This is a genomic window from Lawsonibacter sp. (assembly GCF_022777125.1).
GTDB classification, from domain to species: Bacteria; Bacillota; Clostridia; order Oscillospirales; family Oscillospiraceae; genus Lawsonibacter_A; species Lawsonibacter_A hominis.
Genome location: NZ_JALFGV010000039.1, coordinates 1 through 17,267 on the forward strand (window position 1 = coordinate 1; position 17,267 = coordinate 17,267).

Annotated in this window: 18 protein-coding genes; 11 read left to right on the forward strand and 7 right to left on the reverse strand. The window is 55.3% G+C overall.

What is annotated here, in order from left to right; all coding sequences use genetic code 11:
- Positions 1–269 precede the first annotated feature (269 nt).
- From MR825_RS03280 to MR825_RS03290, 3 genes are all read right to left on the reverse strand, one after another.
- A complete protein-coding gene (locus MR825_RS03280) occupies positions 270–2,405 on the reverse strand; it encodes a hypothetical protein (RefSeq protein ID WP_287878842.1) in 2,136 nt (711 codons plus the stop codon).
- A 292-nt stretch (positions 2,406–2,697) separates the two neighbouring features.
- Positions 2,698–4,059 (reverse strand): sensor histidine kinase, encoded by a 1,362-nt coding sequence (locus tag MR825_RS03285; RefSeq protein ID WP_287878845.1) that lies wholly within the window; start codon positions 4,057–4,059, stop codon positions 2,698–2,700.
- Positions 4,056–4,751, reverse strand: a complete 696-nt coding sequence (locus tag MR825_RS03290) for a response regulator transcription factor (protein WP_287878848.1) — start codon at positions 4,749–4,751, stop codon at positions 4,056–4,058. Before MR825_RS03290 ends, MR825_RS03285 begins: the two co-directional genes overlap by 4 nt.
- 153 nt (positions 4,752–4,904) lie before the next feature.
- Between MR825_RS03290 and MR825_RS03295 the strand changes: the two genes are divergently transcribed.
- From MR825_RS03295 to MR825_RS03320, 6 genes are all read left to right on the forward strand, one after another.
- Entirely contained in the window at positions 4,905–5,828 is a 924-nt protein-coding gene (locus MR825_RS03295) for an ABC transporter ATP-binding protein (protein ID WP_287878850.1), read from the forward strand.
- Positions 5,812–6,624, forward strand: a complete 813-nt coding sequence (locus tag MR825_RS03300) for an ABC transporter permease (RefSeq protein WP_287878851.1) — start codon at positions 5,812–5,814, stop codon at positions 6,622–6,624. The genes MR825_RS03295 and MR825_RS03300 overlap by 17 nt, the downstream gene beginning before the upstream one ends.
- 13 nt (positions 6,625–6,637) lie before the next feature.
- Entirely contained in the window at positions 6,638–7,453 is an 816-nt protein-coding gene (locus tag MR825_RS03305) for an ABC transporter permease (RefSeq protein ID WP_287878852.1), read from the forward strand.
- On the forward strand, positions 7,450–8,064 hold the full coding sequence (locus tag MR825_RS03310; RefSeq protein WP_287878854.1) for a hypothetical protein: 615 nt from the start codon (positions 7,450–7,452) through the stop codon (positions 8,062–8,064). The genes MR825_RS03305 and MR825_RS03310 overlap by 4 nt, the downstream gene beginning before the upstream one ends.
- 148 nt (positions 8,065–8,212) lie before the next feature.
- Positions 8,213–8,620, forward strand: a complete 408-nt coding sequence (locus MR825_RS03315) for a hypothetical protein (RefSeq protein WP_287878855.1) — start codon at positions 8,213–8,215, stop codon at positions 8,618–8,620.
- Positions 8,610–8,798: a helix-turn-helix domain-containing protein gene (locus tag MR825_RS03320; protein ID WP_287878857.1), complete on the forward strand. Its 189-nt coding sequence runs from the start codon at positions 8,610–8,612 to the stop codon at positions 8,796–8,798. The genes MR825_RS03315 and MR825_RS03320 overlap by 11 nt, the downstream gene beginning before the upstream one ends.
- Positions 8,799–9,064: 266 nt before the next feature.
- Here the strand turns inward: MR825_RS03320 and MR825_RS03325 are convergent, their stop codons facing one another.
- The 4 genes from MR825_RS03325 to MR825_RS03340 form a co-directional block, all read right to left on the reverse strand.
- Positions 9,065–9,682 carry a hypothetical protein gene (locus tag MR825_RS03325; protein WP_287878859.1) on the reverse strand — a complete coding sequence of 206 codons (618 nt, stop codon included), beginning with the start codon at positions 9,680–9,682 and terminating at the stop codon, positions 9,065–9,067.
- Positions 9,645–10,064: a hypothetical protein gene (locus MR825_RS03330; protein WP_287878861.1), complete on the reverse strand. Its 420-nt coding sequence runs from the start codon at positions 10,062–10,064 to the stop codon at positions 9,645–9,647. Before MR825_RS03330 ends, MR825_RS03325 begins: the two co-directional genes overlap by 38 nt.
- Entirely contained in the window at positions 10,007–10,543 is a 537-nt protein-coding gene (locus tag MR825_RS03335) for a hypothetical protein (protein ID WP_287878863.1), read from the reverse strand. Before MR825_RS03335 ends, MR825_RS03330 begins: the two co-directional genes overlap by 58 nt.
- An 82-nt stretch (positions 10,544–10,625) precedes the next feature.
- On the reverse strand, positions 10,626–10,874 hold the full coding sequence (locus MR825_RS03340) for a hypothetical protein (RefSeq protein ID WP_287878865.1): 249 nt from the start codon (positions 10,872–10,874) through the stop codon (positions 10,626–10,628).
- 363 nt (positions 10,875–11,237) lie between these two features.
- On the opposite strand from MR825_RS03340, the gene MR825_RS03345 reads away from it, so the two are divergent.
- The 5 genes from MR825_RS03345 to MR825_RS03365 all read left to right on the forward strand — a co-directional run bounded on the left by MR825_RS03345 (position 11,238) and on the right by MR825_RS03365 (position 17,265).
- Positions 11,238–11,867, forward strand: coding sequence for a helix-turn-helix domain-containing protein (locus tag MR825_RS03345; RefSeq protein WP_287878867.1), 630 nt, complete (start codon positions 11,238–11,240; stop codon positions 11,865–11,867).
- Positions 11,864–13,564, forward strand: coding sequence for a recombinase family protein (locus MR825_RS03350; RefSeq protein ID WP_287878869.1), 1,701 nt, complete (start codon positions 11,864–11,866; stop codon positions 13,562–13,564). The genes MR825_RS03345 and MR825_RS03350 overlap by 4 nt, the downstream gene beginning before the upstream one ends.
- Before the next feature lie 391 nt (positions 13,565–13,955).
- Complete coding sequence (locus MR825_RS03355; protein ID WP_287878870.1) at positions 13,956–16,412, forward strand: LuxR C-terminal-related transcriptional regulator; 2,457 nt, start codon at positions 13,956–13,958, stop codon at positions 16,410–16,412.
- A gap of 120 nt (positions 16,413–16,532) precedes the next feature.
- Positions 16,533–16,826: a hypothetical protein gene (locus MR825_RS03360; protein WP_186907739.1), complete on the forward strand. Its 294-nt coding sequence runs from the start codon at positions 16,533–16,535 to the stop codon at positions 16,824–16,826.
- The gene (locus MR825_RS03365) at positions 16,819–17,265 is read left to right on the forward strand and encodes a hypothetical protein (RefSeq protein WP_287878872.1); all 447 of its coding nucleotides are present in this window, start codon (positions 16,819–16,821) and stop codon (positions 17,263–17,265) included. Before MR825_RS03360 ends, MR825_RS03365 begins: the two co-directional genes overlap by 8 nt.
- Positions 17,266–17,267: the final 2 nt, after the last annotated feature.

The following is a 17,267-nucleotide window of genomic DNA, read 5'->3' on the forward strand; positions in this document are numbered from 1 at the left end:
GTTCAGTTGTACAATTTTCTCGGACATGGTTTACAGACTCCTTTCAGAATGGTGTGTCGCAACTTCATTCTACCAGAGTTCTGCAAACCATGTCTCTTTTTATCCTCTTTTATATTTGCGCAACTTATTTTACCTTATCGAGGACAAAGTTAGCACGAAAGAGTACGAAAACCCTTTTAAGGGTAACGCGAGGTAATCAGTCCACAATGGCTTGAACGTAGTGAAAGCCAGCGTCATTTAGGCGCTGGCCTCACTATGCCCCTACGGGGCTATTTCAAGCCACCCCTTTCAGGGGTGGTCTTGACTTTATTAAGACTAATGGCTTTAAGAAGCGTTTTCCATTCGTCAATTTTTGATTGGTTTTGGGAGATATTTTTAGCATAGCGCTTATCAAAACATTTCCTATAAATTGTATTGTAAATTTTTGAGGACAATGAAAAGGCTGGAATCCACATTATGATTATGCTGGCTACAGTCGTTAATGCAGAAATTATATACACAAGATTTATATCGTCTGTGGAAAAAGCGATTTTTGCAACGGCTCCAGTTGTAACCGCTGTAAGTATTGCAATAGCGGCTATTATGATACGTTTTATAATACACGCACATTTGCTTGCAAATTTTTTTGCATCATCTTCTGCCGAACGGTATATTTTTCGAATATTTGCTCTAATTGTTTTAGTTGCATCAGATAATTTTGATTCACTGGAGGTAGCTCTCTTATTTGCTTGTTTAGCCATATCCTCTGTTGCCGTTGTTTTAGCAAGGGCTTCCTGTAACTGAGCAGTTACATCTGCGGTATATTTTCTTTTCAAACGATCACGCACAACCAGTACAGAGGTATCGTCTAAAACTGCTGCATTTCCACCGCAGTATGCAGTAATTTCTGCACGAGCATAGGCACTATAGCGAAGGTCTGCCGCTTCATCCTCAGTAAGCTCTCCTGATGCAGCCAATCGTTTAGTAATGCCATAAAAGGTTTCCATTACAGATGCAGATGGTGCAATCGCTGACCTAGCATATTCGATTAGTTTTAGTGATGGTATATTTGTGCTCTTCATCCCATACTTTAGCCACAAAATAGTTGTGATATCAATGTCACTCATTATTGGGTTTATGAGCATCGAGTAAACTGGATAGCGAAGAAATTGATTGCTTTCTCGCACAAGAGCATAGTTTGTTGTTACAAAAATAGCTGGACAAGATTCTATGTTATCATAGCGCAAGCCAGATCGTTCTATTATAACAGAACTGATGGCTTCAGTATCATTAATGAGCATTGTTGGGCGTTTTCCATATTGTGGTATCTTATTGGTGAGGTGACTTTTTAATCCATTATAGTCAATATAAGACGCCTTTTCCGAAAATAGGTTTCCATTTCCATCTGTATAAGATGTTTTGGGGGCAACTAAAATATCTAGAGTCTTCAAAGATGACTCTAATTTTTTTATTTCGAGATCAATCTCTATCGAAGTATATTCTTCTTCCTCCAGTCTTTCTAAATGCTGGTAATTTTTTGTGCTATAGCCATCCCGGTCTCGAAAAGATTTCAATATATCTTCTATTTCATAAAAATGCTGCTGAAAAACATAGAGATGTGCACCGTTACTTCTTAACAGATTAAGCAACGCATCTGCAGAAGCCTTTTGAAATGGCGTTTTATAGTTAAGAGCATATAGCAAAAAAGTTGTGTCAAGGTACACATTAACCTCAGATAATCGACGCTTTGCTACATGTCTTGACGGAAGTGCGGTATCAATATAAATAGCCGATGCGATCATCATACCCTCTGCTAAATGGGCAATTTTCTCAAATATACTAGAATCATTTTCTTGGCAGTCTAATATAAAGCGCCCGATCTGATAATGGATTGCATCAGTATTTCCAATGGTTGAATTTCGCAATTCGTCTACTTCATATAGTACATCAAACCCATGATCTTCAAAAAATGTCCCTAAACAACATCTCAATTCATCTTCTGTGACTTTCAGAGATGGGGCTTCTTTTTTTACCCAATCAGATATCTTGTGCAACACTTCGTCTGTATCATGAGTAGCCTGAGTTTCTTGTACTTTGAATTGTGTCAAAAGGTTTTCTGGCTTTTCAACAAATATGAATTGTCTTCCATCTTCACCACTTATCTTTAGAGAACGTACAATCTTATCCCCTTTTTGGGATATGCGGGATAGTATCTTGTCTAAAACAGCTGTTGGCATCTCTTGAAAAGCAAACCGTTGCTCTAAGAGCGAAATAACTTTTTCTTTTTTTATCTGTTCACCAGGAACGAATAAATCTGAAAGGCATACTATTACAAACGGTTCCAGCAGTTTAAGATTATCAGTTGCGCTTTTTTCACACATTGCAGCTATCATAGAACTGCTAATAAGTAGCCGATTCATTTTCATGCAGACCCCCCCCGCTGGGAACATTGTATCACCTCACGTTTTTTTTCGTCAACATAATTGGTGGTTGACAAATATTTTTAATAAATATAATCCACAATTAATAAAAAATCGCACGATTTCGTGCACCAATAGAAAAAGAAGATGAATTGCCGAGAAACAAGGCAATTCATCTTCTTTTTCTGTTCTGTTAACAACAAAAAACGGTGAAATGGCACACAAGTGTTTTGCAAGTGAGTTTAAAGCACAGCTTGAACAGATATAGAAAAGGCGGATGGTCTTTAAAGACAGTTTTTCATTCATCATGACTTGTAGAAAAGATAATAGAAACCTCCAGCCCCTGCGGTACAGCCTGCCAGAACCGCACCGTCCCGCCGTGGGCTTTCGCAATCTGCCGCACCAGCTTGAGGCCCAGACCATGTTCGCCGCCCTGAGTACTGGAGATATCTGCATCCCGGTTCAGAGCATCCAGCCGGACGGCATCTATCCCCTTGCCATCATCCGTCACCGTGCAGGTGCATTGCCCATCCTCTGCCCCCACCGCAACGGAGATATGGCATCCCTGGGGATTATGGACGATGCTGTTGCGGATCAAGTTGTCCAGCATCCGCCGCAGAAGGGCGGCGTCACCCTCCATCCGGGCAGTGAGGCCCGGATGCTCCTCGAAAAATTCAATCTCATACTGTTCCGGCAGACCGCTGTTGAGCACCTCGCTCACCGCCTGCCGGCCAATCTCCACCAGATCCACCGTCTCCCTGCGGATGGGCTGGAGGGCGTACTCCAGCTTGGTGGTCAGGTTCAAATCATCCACCAGAGATTTCAGACGCTCCCCCTGCCGCCGGATCATTCCGGCTTGCTGCCGGGCCTCTGGCGGGAGTGCCTTATTGTCCTCCAATTCGCTGGCGTAGCCCAGCACCATGGAAAGGGGGGTACGGATGTCGTGGGACACCCCGCGGATCCACTCCGCCCGGGTGTTGTCCTTCTGCATCAGGTAATCCCCGGCCCGGTTCAGCCCCGCATTGATCTCCGCCAGTTCCCCGCCCTCGTCCAAAGGCTGGTAGCTGCCCCTGCTCAGATCTTGAATGCCCCGCAGGATGGGTGACATGGCCTTTTCCACCCTGCGGGTGTTCCGCAGCATCAGGAAAATCATCAGCAGCAGGTTGAACACAAAGACCACGATGGCCCCCATAAGAAACATCATCAAGGAGGGTGTCTCCATGGAAAAGTAGTATTTTACCAGGGTACCTGGCGCAAATCCCACCACCATCAGGGCGCCGTCCTCCCGGCTCCACACCTTCACAGGATAGTCCTGAAGATACCAGCGGCTGAAGGAGGCCACCTGGGCGCTGGTATAGGACCGGGGGAGTTCCTCCGGCAGGCCCTGTTCCCAGACCACAGTACCGCTCTCATCCAAGAGCATGACCCAGGCATCATGCTCCCGCAGCAGAGCCAGCGCCGTGTCGTCCGCCGTCCAGACGCCGCCCTGTTCCGTCACATGGCTGGAGACCGACCGGACAGATAATCCGTTGTCTGTCCCGCTCATGTATCCGGCGATCATAACGCTCAGAACCAGCGCAATGTTGACCACGAAGAACAGCGCCAAAATGCCAATGGTAGAGAAAATGTAGCGCCGGAAAAAACGCTGCACCGGATTCACGACTTCGCCCCCTTCAGATTGAGCCGGTATCCCAGCCCCTTGGCCGTCACCAGGGAGACCGGCTTGGAGGGATTGGCCTCGATCTTCTCCCGCAGGTGGCGGATGTGGGTGGAGAGGGTGCTCTCGTAGCCCTGCCAGAACTCCCCGCAGATGGTCTCGCACAGGATGCCGGTGGTAACGATCCGCCCGGCGTTCTCATAGAGCTTCTGGAACAGCTGGAGTTCCTTGGCTGTCAGGGGTGTCCGCTCCCCATTCTTCCAAACTTCTGCCTTCTCTAAGTCCACCGTAGAGGCATCCAGTTTTACCGTCCGATGTGGTTCCGGGTAAGCCCGGTGGAGGATGGCCTGCACGCGCAAAAGCAGTTCCTTGGGCAGAAAGGGCTTGGGGAGATAGTCGTCCGCCCCGATCTCCAGGCCCTCGATGCGGTCCTCCGCCTCGCCCCGGGCGGTGAGCATCAGGACAGGCACGCGGCTGGTGCGGCGGATCTCCCGCAGGACCTCAAAGCCGTCCATCCCCGGCATCATCACATCCAGGACGATCAGCGCCGGCTGCTGTTCCCGCCAAACCTGGAGGGCCTCCGGTCCGGAGGAGGCGGTCACAAGATCCGTGTAGCCTGCCCGCCGGAAGATGGAGCACAGCATCTCCAAAAGATCCCGGTCATCGTCTACCAATAAAATTTTATGCTCCATCATGGGGCGCCCCCTTTCTTTGGCATTATTATACCGCCAAGGCTGCGGTCTGCCTATGTCCACGGAAAAATCTCAGAGAAAAATTAAGGTTAGCTCAGAGTTCTCTCAAGGTTTGGGTGCTATTCTGTTGGCACAAAGAAAAGGAGGGTACCGCTTATGAGCGACTGTATCATCGAAACCAAAGGCCTGACCAAACGATATGGGGACCAGGTCAGCGTTTCCAACCTGGATCTCCATGTGCAGAAGGGACGCATTTACGGCCTCTTGGGGCGCAACGGGGCGGGCAAGACGACCACCATGAAGATGCTCTTAGGGCTGACCGCCCCCACATCCGGCTCGGTGTCTATCTTCGGACGGCCGCTGAAGGGGAACGAGAAGCGCGTCCTGCCCCGCATCGGCAGTCTCATCGAGTCCCCGGGGTTCTACCCCAACCTGACCGGCACAGAAAACCTGCAGATTTTCGCCCGTCTCCGGGGCCTCAAGAGCCCCAACTACATTAAGGGGGCGCTGGAACTGGTGAACCTGCCCTACCGGGACAAGAAACGTTACGCCCAATACTCCCTTGGCATGAAACAGCGGCTGGCCATCGCCCTGGCGGTGATGCACGACCCGGAACTGTTGATTTTGGATGAGCCCATCAACGGCCTGGACCCCATCGGCATTGCTGAGGTGCGGGATTTCATCCGGGCACTGTGCGAGGAGCAGGGCAAGACCATCCTGATCTCCAGCCACATCCTCTCCGAGATCGCCCTGTTGGCCGATGACATCGGGATCATCGACCACGGCGCCCTTCTGGAGGAGGAGAGCCTGGCGGAGCTGGAGCGGAAAAACGGGAAAGTCCTCCGGTTTGCCGTGTCCAACGCACCGGTGGCTGCCCAGCTGCTCCAGCGGGAGATGGGAGTCCGGGCCGTCACAGTGGAGAATGAACGGGAACTGACCGTCCGGGATCTCCGTCTGGACACCGGCGCGGCGGTGCGGCGGTTTGTGGAGGCGGGGCTGGTGGTGTCCGACGCCCATCTCTACGAGGACACCCTGGAGGACTACTTCAAGCGCATCACAGGGGGTGAGGGCATTGCTTAAACTCCTATGGTGTGAATTTGCCAAGCTGCGGCGCAAGCCCCTGTTCTTTGCTGCCGCTGCCGTGTCCGCTCTGATCCCCCTGGGGTGCGCCCTGTTCCTGCCGGACTTTCAGGAGTTCACCAGCGGCGCCGAGGCGGTGGACGGCATGATGTCCACCCTGTTTCAAATGAGCGCCTATCTGCTGCTCATGCCGGCCCTGGTGGTGCTGGCCTCCAACCTGCTCTTTGAGGAGCAGGACAATGACACGCTGAAAAACCTGATGACGGTGCCGGTGAGCAAGAGCGCCCTGGCCATGGCAAAGATGGCCCTGCTGTTTCTCTTTGCCATCGTCTTCATGGCGGTGGGCGGTCTGGTGATCCTGTTCATCGTACTGGCCGCCGGGTGGGAGCCGGTGGGCTTTTTGCGGCTCTTTTTTGTAGGCATCGGACAGGGGATTATGATGTGGGCCGGGGCCCTACCCTGCATCCTACTGGTGGTGCTGCTGAACCGGAGCTACATCGTCTCCGTCATCGTCACCTTCTTCTATACGTCTGTCAACTACATTTTCGGATTGAATGACCTCTTCCTCACCCAGCCCTTCGGCCAGAACCTGGGGACGCTGCTCCCCGGGCCTCTGACCTTCCGCTGGTACTTTCAGTATCTTGATTTCTCCAATGCCGGTACCGAGATGCTGGAACTTCTGGAACGGGTCAGCCCCTATTTCGTCACCACCACACAGGCATTTTTGGTGACCGGAGTAGAGGCTGCGGTTTTTCTGGTCCTGATCGCGCTGGTCTACAAGCGCCAGGGCGTTTGAGGAGGTGTAGAGCATGAAGAATATGATTCAAACGGAGTGGTGGAAGCTGCGGCGGTGCCAGATCCTGCTGGTGGGCATTGTGGCCCTGGCACTCTGTCCGGTGGTGCAGTACGGCACCCAGCTGATCGTGAACCCGGAGATCCGGGACCCCAACTTTGACTTTGTCCACCTGCTTGCCAATGTGGTGTGGGGCAACACCCAGGTGTTTCTACCCATCTCCCTGGTGATGATCGGCGGGTGGCTGATCGACCGGGAAAATACCCATGACACCATGAAGAACCTGCTCACCGTCCCGGTGTCCTATCCCAAGCTCCTGGGGGGCAAGCTGGCGGTCACCGGACTGCTGTCTCTGCTGTTTGGCCTTTACAGCGTGGCCGTGACAGTACTCACCGGGGTGCTGGCGGGCCTCCCGCGACTGACGCCTGGAGTGATCCTCCAGCAGGGAGGACAGGTGGTGGCTGCGGCGCTGACCACCTTCCTGGTCTGCATGCCCATGATCTTGATTTTCGGGCAGATGCGGGGCGCCTATCTGGGCGGCTCTATCCTGACCTTTTTCCTGGGGTACTGCATTTTGTTCTTTAAGAGCGGGTTCCTGCTCTCCGCTTACCCCTTCTCCGCGGCGCTGGTGCTGGCCGGCTTTGATATGCAGGAGTACAACGGGGCGACCGAGGCTCCTAGCATTCCGCTTGCCCTCCTGGGGATGGCGGCCGTTGTCATTCTGACGGCAGTGATCTTGTCCTTCTCCAGACCCAGCAACAAAGCCGGGAGTACGAAAAAGAAAAAGTCCGGCGGCCGCGGCCGCCGGCAGGCTGGAAGGAGGACACGATGAGAAAGAACCGAAAAAGATGGGCACTGCTCCTGACATGCGGCCTGCTCTGTGCCCTGCTGCTGTCCGGCTGTTCCGGTGTACTGCAGTTCCTGGCAGACGGGACGGATACGGTATTGGGTGGCTTGGCAGAAGGGACAGACCAGGTCACCGGGGCCTTGGCGGATCTCACGGACAATGCGATGGAGGCCGCCGCCGACATGACAGATGACTCGGTAAAAGATGCGATATTGAATGCTTACGGCTCGCTGGTGGATGTTGCCGGCTCCTGGGCGCTGACGCCGGCCCGCTCCCTGCAGGGGGAGCGGGTCCGGGATATGGATGACTACACCGGTACCTATGAGGCCGACTACGAGGACTTTTCCGGCACGGAACTGCTCTTTGGCGGTACCACATTGGACCGGGAGGGCGGGGACACAGTAGATATTTCCTGTTCTCTCGCCATCGACGAGGGGGAGGCTGCCGTCTTCTTGTGCTCCGGCGGGGATGACCCGGTGATCCTGCTGTCCGAAAACGGGGACTATGCCTCCACCATCGAGGTAGGAGGAGGCAGTACCTACATCGGCGTCTGGGGTGAAGAAGTGAGCGGGAGCGTATCCATTCAGATTGAGTAAACTGTGAGGTGCGTCATGAAGATACTGTAAGAATGGTCGGTGCAAACCGAGCAGCTTTTATTCTGTCCATCGGAATGCAGCAAGGTGTCGCGACCCTCCTGTACATCAAAGTATTTTCTTTACTTTGATATATGGGAGGTAATCGACCTTGAAATATTGGAACAGTGGAAAAGGTGAACCAAATATCCTGCAAAATCGATTTAGTGGGTATCTCAAAACTGCCGTTCAGCGGAAGAAGACGGATTTGTTTCGAACAAGGAACAAGGTCTATGGCCATGAGTATTTTAACGACGCTTGGGGGAATATTCCGGGTGTGATTGTGGAGGATACTTATTTCAATTCCCCCACGCAGTTTGATACCACCGGCTTGGAGCAGGCATTCCAACGGATTGAGCCACGGGACCGCTACATCTTCTTCGCCCGTGTTCTGGACGAGCGGACATTTACCGAACTGGCCGCTGAACTTGGCATGGGCTACAAGGGTGTTGCCGCCGCTTACTACCGGGTGATCCACAAAATCAGAGATGCACTGCGGGGTGATGCGCATGGATTTTAAGGAACTGCTGCTCCGGGCGCAGGGAGGGGATCAGCAGGCGAAGGCGGAGATCCTGTCACTCTACCAGCCCCTTCTTCTAAAGGAGTCCATGGTGCATGGGTTCTTTGACGAGGATGTATATCAGGAACTTTGCGTCACGCTCCTGACCTGCATCAAGCGGTTTCAGATTGAAATTTGAAGTATCAAAGAGGGGTACCAGCCCGCTTGGAACACAAAGAGAATTGCCACAGGAAACAATGAAGGCAGAGAGATGGCCCCGGTGGGAATGGCGGATGCCATTCCCACCGGGGCGCTTGTCCTTACGGGGAGATTTTGGCAAGAAATCCACGCACAGAACCCCTCCGCAGCTACGATCCCTCATGACAAAACCGCTCTATCATTCTGTACGGTTTACATACTTTCGGTGCCCAATCCGTCAGTTTACAAAACTGATACGCTTGTCCTCTATGAGGATTTCAGATGCTCATGGTGAATGTGAAAGACCGGCCGCCATTCGCTGAAATCAGATACCCGGATGGTGGTGTACCCATCTCCCTCTGTCCAGTAGCCCGTCACCGCAAAGGCCATGTGTTCCATGTCATCGTCGGGGAAAAAGATGCCTTTCAGATTATTGAGGATCACTTGGATGGCCCGGTTGGAGGTGTCCCAGACTTTTGCGTTGTCGCTGCCCCTGGGCGTGGCGATGTGGATTTCCACCATGGCCTTCTGAAAGCGAGGGAGCGGCCCTTGCTCCGCCGCTTTCCGAAAGGCGGTGTGCATCATGTCTACCCAGTGTTCCTCCACCGCCGCCGTCAGTTCCTTCTGGGCGGGCAGGGGTTCCCGGATCGTGAGCATGACGGCGTTTCCACATACTTCCCCACTGCTCATTTGCGCGGCAAAGGTGTTGTTCCTCTGCCCAGCTGCCCCTTCAAAGTCCTCCCGGTCCCGCAGCACCGCCAGTATCTGACTCCGTAGACGTAGGATCGTACCGTATGCCTGCCGCAGTTCCTCCTGCGTCGGCTCCCGGCCCTCCGGCAGGCGCCGCTCAATGTCCCGCAGGGTCTTCCTTAGGTTGATATACATAGATGTTCAATCCCTCCAAGTCTAAACAGTCCGGATACAACGCCAGAAGTTTTTTGTCTTCGCTCTGAATGTAAATCTCATATCGCAGGGATGGAGACGGAGTATTGGGGGCATCCAAAAGCCGCATCAGCGCCCGGACGGCGGAGAAAAAGTAGACATACTTCAAAAGGTCGGCGGCGTAGCAGACAAAGCCCCGGTAGTAACCCCGCTCATAGTCTCCCTGGGCCGGATCGCGCAGCAGGATACCATCGCCGCACCGGGCCTGGATCTCCCCTGGAAGGGACAGGATGCGGTCCAAGTCTTGGCGGAACCGGGCCGGTGTGGTCAGGTAGACCTGCCCATATAGTTTCCGCAGACGGATGGGGGCCCGGGACCACCGCACCAGTCGTTCCCGTTGAGATGGACGGCTATCCGTTCTTCTTCCGTGATCAGCATCCCAGCAAAGCGGGTGGTGGACAGAATACCGGGGACGATCTTCCGCCAACAGGCGGAGGGAATGAAGTGCGGCTGGTCGGTGTCTATTGGCTCCCCAACCACAGGAACGCCGTTGCGCTCCATCAGGGCGGCCATGCGGGACACCTCCATGACTCGGCGGCGCTCTGCGGCCCCACCACCAGTGGAGATCAGCGGTTCGGTTTCCGGGAACAGGGCACGGCCCTTTGCCAGAATAGACACGCCGCCATCCCGCTGTTTGGAGATATATTTGTTTTTCGTCAGCGACCGAAAGGCATAGGACAGGGCGGCGCGCTCCTTTGTTCCCTCTGTGTCCAGTAGTTCCAGACAGTCTGAGTAGGACAGCAGCTGAAACCGGGCCAAATGCCGCAGTAGATACAACTGGTTTTCGTGTAGTTTGTTTTTCATCACATTCCTCCTTAAAACTGCCGGGCGGATACGAAAACGGCAGGATTGCCGTCCCGCTCCGCCCGGCACAGGTCAAAGTTTTTTATTGGTCGGTGTCATCTTGGTCAATATCATCGCCTCCGCAGAGCAGGGCAATCAACGGCTCGGTGTAGACACGGACATAGCGCTGTTTCTTACCGATGTTGCCGCCGATGGATGCGTAGGGTTCCCGCCCCTCAGCGATTAGCCAAGAGAGCTGCCGGCGAGAGACACCCAGATACTTTGCCGCCACATCCAGGGGGACATAGTCAGGGTAATCCCGCCGCAGTTGTTCTGCAGTTCTCTTGTTCAACTGCATTTCCTCCTTTCCCCGTGCGCCACCGCTCAAAGGCGTCCCGGTTCTTCGGGTCCTCGTAAAATCGGAGCACCGCCTCCAGAAATGTGGCGCACAGTATTTTTTGTTCCACCCGTGGGATCAGTTTCGGGATGATCTGGATTGCGGTGTCAGTTTTGTATCACCTCCTCAGTTGTCAATCAAATGGTGACTTTTCGGGTAAAAGAAAAGCATCCAGAGGATTGATGAGGTCAGTATGGCAGGAAAATCTCAATAAATCAACTATTTGGTGATAAATTTAGAGGATTATATAATTTTACTTGATTTTGTTGACAAGATGTGCTTTAATAGGTTTAGGCATTCCAAAAGGAGGACCAGCGCATGGAGTTTTTCAAGAAAGAATACCCCGACACCGGGTATGTGGCGGTAGATGTGACCTATGTTTCTTTCGGGGACCGCCTGCGGGCCATTCGAAAGGAGAAAGGAATGTCCCAGGACGAGTTTGCGAAACTGCTGGGCACTTCCAAGCAGGTCCTCAGCCGCTATGAGACCGGACAGCGCATCCCCAAGATTACCCACGTTCAGGAGTACGCGAAACGGCTGGATGTGTCCACGGACTATCTGATGGGGGATTCTGCGGAGGAGGCGGCCTTCAATTCCCTGTGTCCCAAAGATCATCCGCCTTTCTACAAGATCTTTATGGATGTGATGAACCAGCTGGGAGTAGACATTCCGGGTATGGCGCAGATCAGCGGACTGACAGACCGGCAGGTGCGGACAATTATCATCCGCCAGATGAAGGACGCGCCGCTCCCCATCGCCCTGCAGTTGTCCGACGCCCTGGGGGTGCCGCTGGAGGTGTGGACCGGCGACCGGCGTTACCAGCCCACGGACATCACAGCGGAGGCCCGGCAGGTGGCACGGGCGTATGATAAGGCAGACCAGAAGGAGAAAGCGATGGTGCGAATGGCCCTGGATCTGCCGCCCATGACAGGGGGCGGTGCGCTATGAACGCCGTCGTCTATGCCAGATACTCCAGCCACAAGCAGGGGGAACAGTCGATTGAAGGGCAGTTGGCCTCCGCCTACAAATACGCTGGGGAACACGGCTACACGATTATCCATGAGTACATTGACCGGGCACAGACAGGCAGAAATGACGACCGGGACCAGTTCCAGCAGATGCTGAAGGACACGGCAAAGCACCAGTTTGAGGCGATCATTATCTGGAAGATCGACCGTTTTGGGCGCAATCGGGAAGAAATCGCCTTTAACAAATATCGATGCAAAAAGAACGGCGTCAAGGTACTCTATACCGCAGAAAGCATCCCGGATACCCCGGAGGGCATCATTTTGGAGGCGGTTCTGGAGGGGATGGCGGAATACTATTCCGTCCAGCTGGCCACCAATGTAAAGAGAGGCATGGACAATGTAGCCAGCAAGGGGCAGAGTGTGGGCGGCACACTCCCGTTGGGGTATCGGACAGGGCCGGACAAGCATCTGGAACCTGATCCTAAGACTGCGCCGCTGGTCAGGCGTATCTTTGAGATGTACGCCGCTGGGAACACCCAGAAGGAGATTATCGAACATCTCAACGCAGAGGGTCTGCGGACGAGAAAGGGGAAGCCGCTGACCATCAACAGCATCCGCTCTGTGCTGAAAAATAGAAAGTATATCGGTATCTACCATTACGACGGCAAGGAGTACCCGGAGGCGCAGATCCCAGCCTTAATTGATGCGGAAACCTTTGCAAAAGCCCAGCGGCTTTTGATCCAGAACAAGCGGGCTCCGGCCAGGAAGTGGACAAAGGCGGAGTATCTGTTGACCGGCAAACTGTTCTGCGGTCTGTGCGGCCACACCATGGTAGGCGAATGTGGGACAGGAAAGAGCGGGACCAAATATTTCTATTACAACTGCCTGGAGAAGAAAAAGAACCGCACTTGCAAAAAGAAGGCGGTTCAAAAGCAGTGGATCGAACAGCTGGCACTGGAAAAGGCCAAGGCCATCGTAATGAGCGACGAGATGATCGACTTCATCACCGAAAAAACTTATCAATACTACATGGAGCAGAATACAGAAACCTCCTACACAGAATCGCTCCATGAAGAATTAAAACAGGTGGAGACAGCCATTGCCAATCTGGTGCGTGCGCTGGAGGCTGGGATTTTCAACGCAGCAACCAAGGCCCGTGTGGATGAACTGGAACAACAGAAAGAGGCGTTGGAAACCGCTTTGGCGGATGCGGAGTTGATCAGCGGTCTTCGGCTGACCCGGGAGCATATTAAATTTTTCCTGCTGCAATTCCGCTCCCTTAATTTTGATGAGCCGGAGGCCCAGCGGCGGACCATCGACATCTTTATCAATGCGGTGTTTGTCTATGATGATCGGGTGACGATCACCTTCAACTACTCCGGGGACAACCGCATGATCACATTAGCGGAGGTAGACGGAGCGGCCGAAGGTGTTCGAGCGCCAAGCGCATCGGGTCACCAAAACAAAAGGACATCCTTACGGATGTCCTTTTGTTTTGGGTCCCGCCGCCCAGAGGCGGCTCCACCCTTCGGTATTTTGATAGGCTCGGCGGAAGTGGATTCCGCCTGCGCCAAGGTTTTGCCTGCGGCAAAACGCTTGCGCCGCGCCACCCGGCGCGTCCGCCAGAAGGCGGCTCCGCCCCTGGTATTGACAGGTGAAACGGTTCGGGCAAAGTGAATTCGCCCTGCGCCAAGGCTTTTGCCCTGCGGCCAAGGCGCCGCCGCTGTGGGGCGGCTTGTTAGCTCCTCAATGCCCCGGCACTTAAAGCGTTGGGCTTCGGGGAGCGCGCCGCCTGCGCCCCGATGGTATCTTTATTGACGGTGGAAGTACACTTCGCCGCAGCCATTCCCCGCTTTACTCCGAATGGGCGCGGCTCTTCTGATACCTGAAGTGACCAGCAACGTCAAGGCCACCCCTGAGAGGGGTGGCCTTGACGTTGCTGCCGCTTCCGCGGGTCGCCCTGCTTGGACGCCGGTTCAAACTGGGGCTTGACCGGGCCGGAAAAAACTGCTGTAATAATACTATATGCGGCGGGCTGGACATGCCTGCTGCGAAGGAAGGGATCCGTATGCCAAGAGGAAGAAAGATCAACCCGGCCGCCCTTTATTTCCCGGCTGTGATCCAGGAGAAGCTGAGCTATCTGAAGGACTACCCGCTGACCATTGCCCACGCGCCGGCAGGGTTTGGGAAGACCACTGCGCTGAATCATTTTTTGGAGCAGAACCTGTCTCAGACTACGCCGGTGCTGCGGCATACCTTTCTGGTGCGGCAGGCGGCGGCCTCGTGGAACAGCATCTGCAGGCTGATCGCCCGGGTGGACCAGGGCTGCGCGGAAGAGCTTTCCGCCATCGGCATCCCGAACAGCGACACCGCCGCCGATACGGCGGAGGTGTTGGAAAACCTGGAGTGTCCGCGGGAGACCTATCTGGTGCTGGACAGCTTCGAACTCTCCGGACTGCCGGAGCCGGAGCGGTTTTTGTGGCTGTTGTCCAAGCACGGGGGCGAGAAGCTGCACATCGTGGCCGTAACGCGGGAGCTGGCGGTGAGCCCCATGCTCTCCAATCACCGCATCTACCGTATGAACGCGGAGGATTTTATGTTCCGCGCGGAGGATACGGCGGCCTATTTCCATCAGGCGGGGCTGGACGTGATGCCGGGACAGACTCTGGCCGCGCATCAGGCGGCGGGAGGCTGGGTGCTGGCCCTGCACATGCAGGTCATGGCCTACGTGAAAAACGGCAGCTTTTCCACCGCAGGGGCGACCCAGCTGATCCATCAGGTGGTGTGGGACGGGCTTTTGGAAGCGGAGCGGCAGCTCTTTCTCTCCGTGTCCATTCTTCCGCGCTTTACCCTTGCACAGGCCGCGGAGCTCTCCGGGATGGATGGGGCGCTGACCGAGGCGCTGCTGGAGCGTCAGTCGGCCTTCGTCCACTTTGACGAGGAGACCCACTCTTTCTATCTGCACACCGTCTTTGCCGCATTTCTCCGGGAACAGTTCCAGCTTTTGCCGGAGGAGCGGCAGAAGGCCATCTATCTGGCCGGAGGCGATCTGGCCAGCCGCTCGGGAGACCGGCCCAATACCCTGCGCTTCTACTATTACTCCGGAGACTGGGAACGGCTGCTGGCCATGCCTTTGACCAGCTACGAGCTGGCGGACGTGATCGACGAGTCCACCCGGCCCATGATCCTGGACGTGATGGAGCATACGCCCTACGCGCTCAAGGCAAAATATCCGGCGTCCATGGTGCCGCTGGCCTTCACCCTGTTTTTCCTGCATGAGAACGCGCAGCTGATTGCCATGCAGGGGGAGATCGCCCAGATCATCCGGGAGAGCGACCTGCCCCAGCAGCGAAAAAATGAGCTCCAGGGGGAAATGGAGCTGCTGCTCTCTTTTTTGGAGTACAACCGCATCGGCGACATGAGCCGGCGGCATCGCCGGGCGCTGGAGCTGCTGGGCGGGCCCGCCGCGCTGATCAACCGGAAAAGCACCTGGACCTTCGGCTCTCCCTCCATTTTTTATATGTACTGGCGGGAGAGCGGCAAGCTGGCCGAGGAGCTGGCGCAGATGGATGAATGTATGCCCATCTACTACGAATTGACCCGGGGCCACGGCGTTGGCGCGGAGCATGTGATGCACGCCGAGGCCCGGTTCCTCCGGGGGGAGGACGGGGAGGCGGAGATCCTGTGCCACCGGGCGCTTTTTACCGCGGAAACCCGCCATCAAAACAGTATTTATCTGTGCGCGCGGTTCCTGCTGGCCCAGATCGCTCTGCTGCGGGGGGACCGTGCCATATTCCGGGATGCGGTGGGAGCCATTCAGGACCGATCCCGGCTCAATACCGAGGACCTGTGCCGCCATACCCAGGATTTGTGCCTGGGGTGGCTGAACGCGCTGCTGGGCAATGACAAGGCCGTGGCGCCCTGGCTGTGGGAGGGGGACATCACGGAGCAGCGCCTGGTGGTGATGACACAGCCCTTCGCCTATATCATCTATGGGCGATGCCTGCTGCTGCGGCGGGATTGGCGCAGGTTGCTGGGGGCCTGCCAGCACATGCAGGCCCTTTCCTCCATCTTCCCCAACCTCTTCGGTCAGCTCTACGCCAAGCTCTATATGGCCCAGGCGCTTTGCGCCCTGGGCCAGCGGAGCGAGGCCGTATCCGCCCTGCACGAGGCGCTGGACATGGCCTTGCCGGATCAGGTGTACCTGCCCTTTGCGGAGAACTATGCCGGCATCCGGGATCTGCTTTCCGCCCTGGTCCTGCCGGAGCGCCGGGCGGAGCTGGAGCGTATCGCAGCGCTGGCGGAACGGCTGGACGGTTCGCTCGCCCGGCTCCGGGCGGAAAAGCCGGCCCTTACGCCCCGGGAGCGGGAGATCTACGAGTTGATCAAAAGCGGCACCACCAGCCATAAGGCCATCGCCGCCGCGCTGTACATTTCGGTCCCCACGGTCAAAAACCTGCTCAGCCGGATCTATGAGAAAACGGGGGTTTCATCCAAAACGCAGCTTGTGCTGCTGGAACTTTAAATGTGACTGATTTCCGGCGATAATAGCCAAACGGACTACATACATCCGCCCAAAGGCACTCTACAATGGTACTTGTAGAGTGCCTTTTTGTATGCAGAAACGGAGAAAGGAGGACGGCCTATGGCCGAATACAGGGAAGTGAGGATCCCTACGATCCTGCGGGTAATGCCGCTGGAGGGATACCGGCTGCGCTTGGAGCTGGGCAGCGGCAGTATCCTGGAGCTGGACATGGCGGGGCGCTTGGGTACGATCCGCTTTTGCCCCCTGGCGGAGCCGGAGGTCTTCCGGTCCGTGACCACCGACGGGCAGAAGCTGCGGTTCGGCAAGGCGCTGGAGATCACGGCGTCAGAGGTCATGGACCTGGCGATGATCCCGCCGCCCCGCTATACCGGGGGAAGTGAGGCGGATGGGTGAATACCGCTACAGCGGCCGGATCCAGGCGCTGGTGGAAGACCTTTGCGTGGAGGAGATCCTGTGCATGCGCCTGAAAAGCCGCGCCGGCGTATATCCCACCGTCACCTTCTGGGACGTACAGTATACCCAGCTCTACCCCCGGCACGCGGGGTTGAAGATCCTGTCCGTATGGGAAGCGCCGCCGGAGGCGCTCTCCGGCCCGGTCTTGTCCGGCTGTTTGGAACGCTGCCGCCGGGAGAGCGGGCAGACGGCCTGGGAGGGCCTGATCCAAACCGGCGCCCGGCTCTACCTGCACCGGATGAGCGACGGGAAAACGCGGCTGGTGGCGGCGGGCGGCCTGGAGGTGCGCCGGGAGCAGCCGCGGGAATTCCGCTATTGGGAAAACGGCTACACCTATCGGGACGCTTATCTTTACTATAACGTGGCGTCTGTGGATTAGAC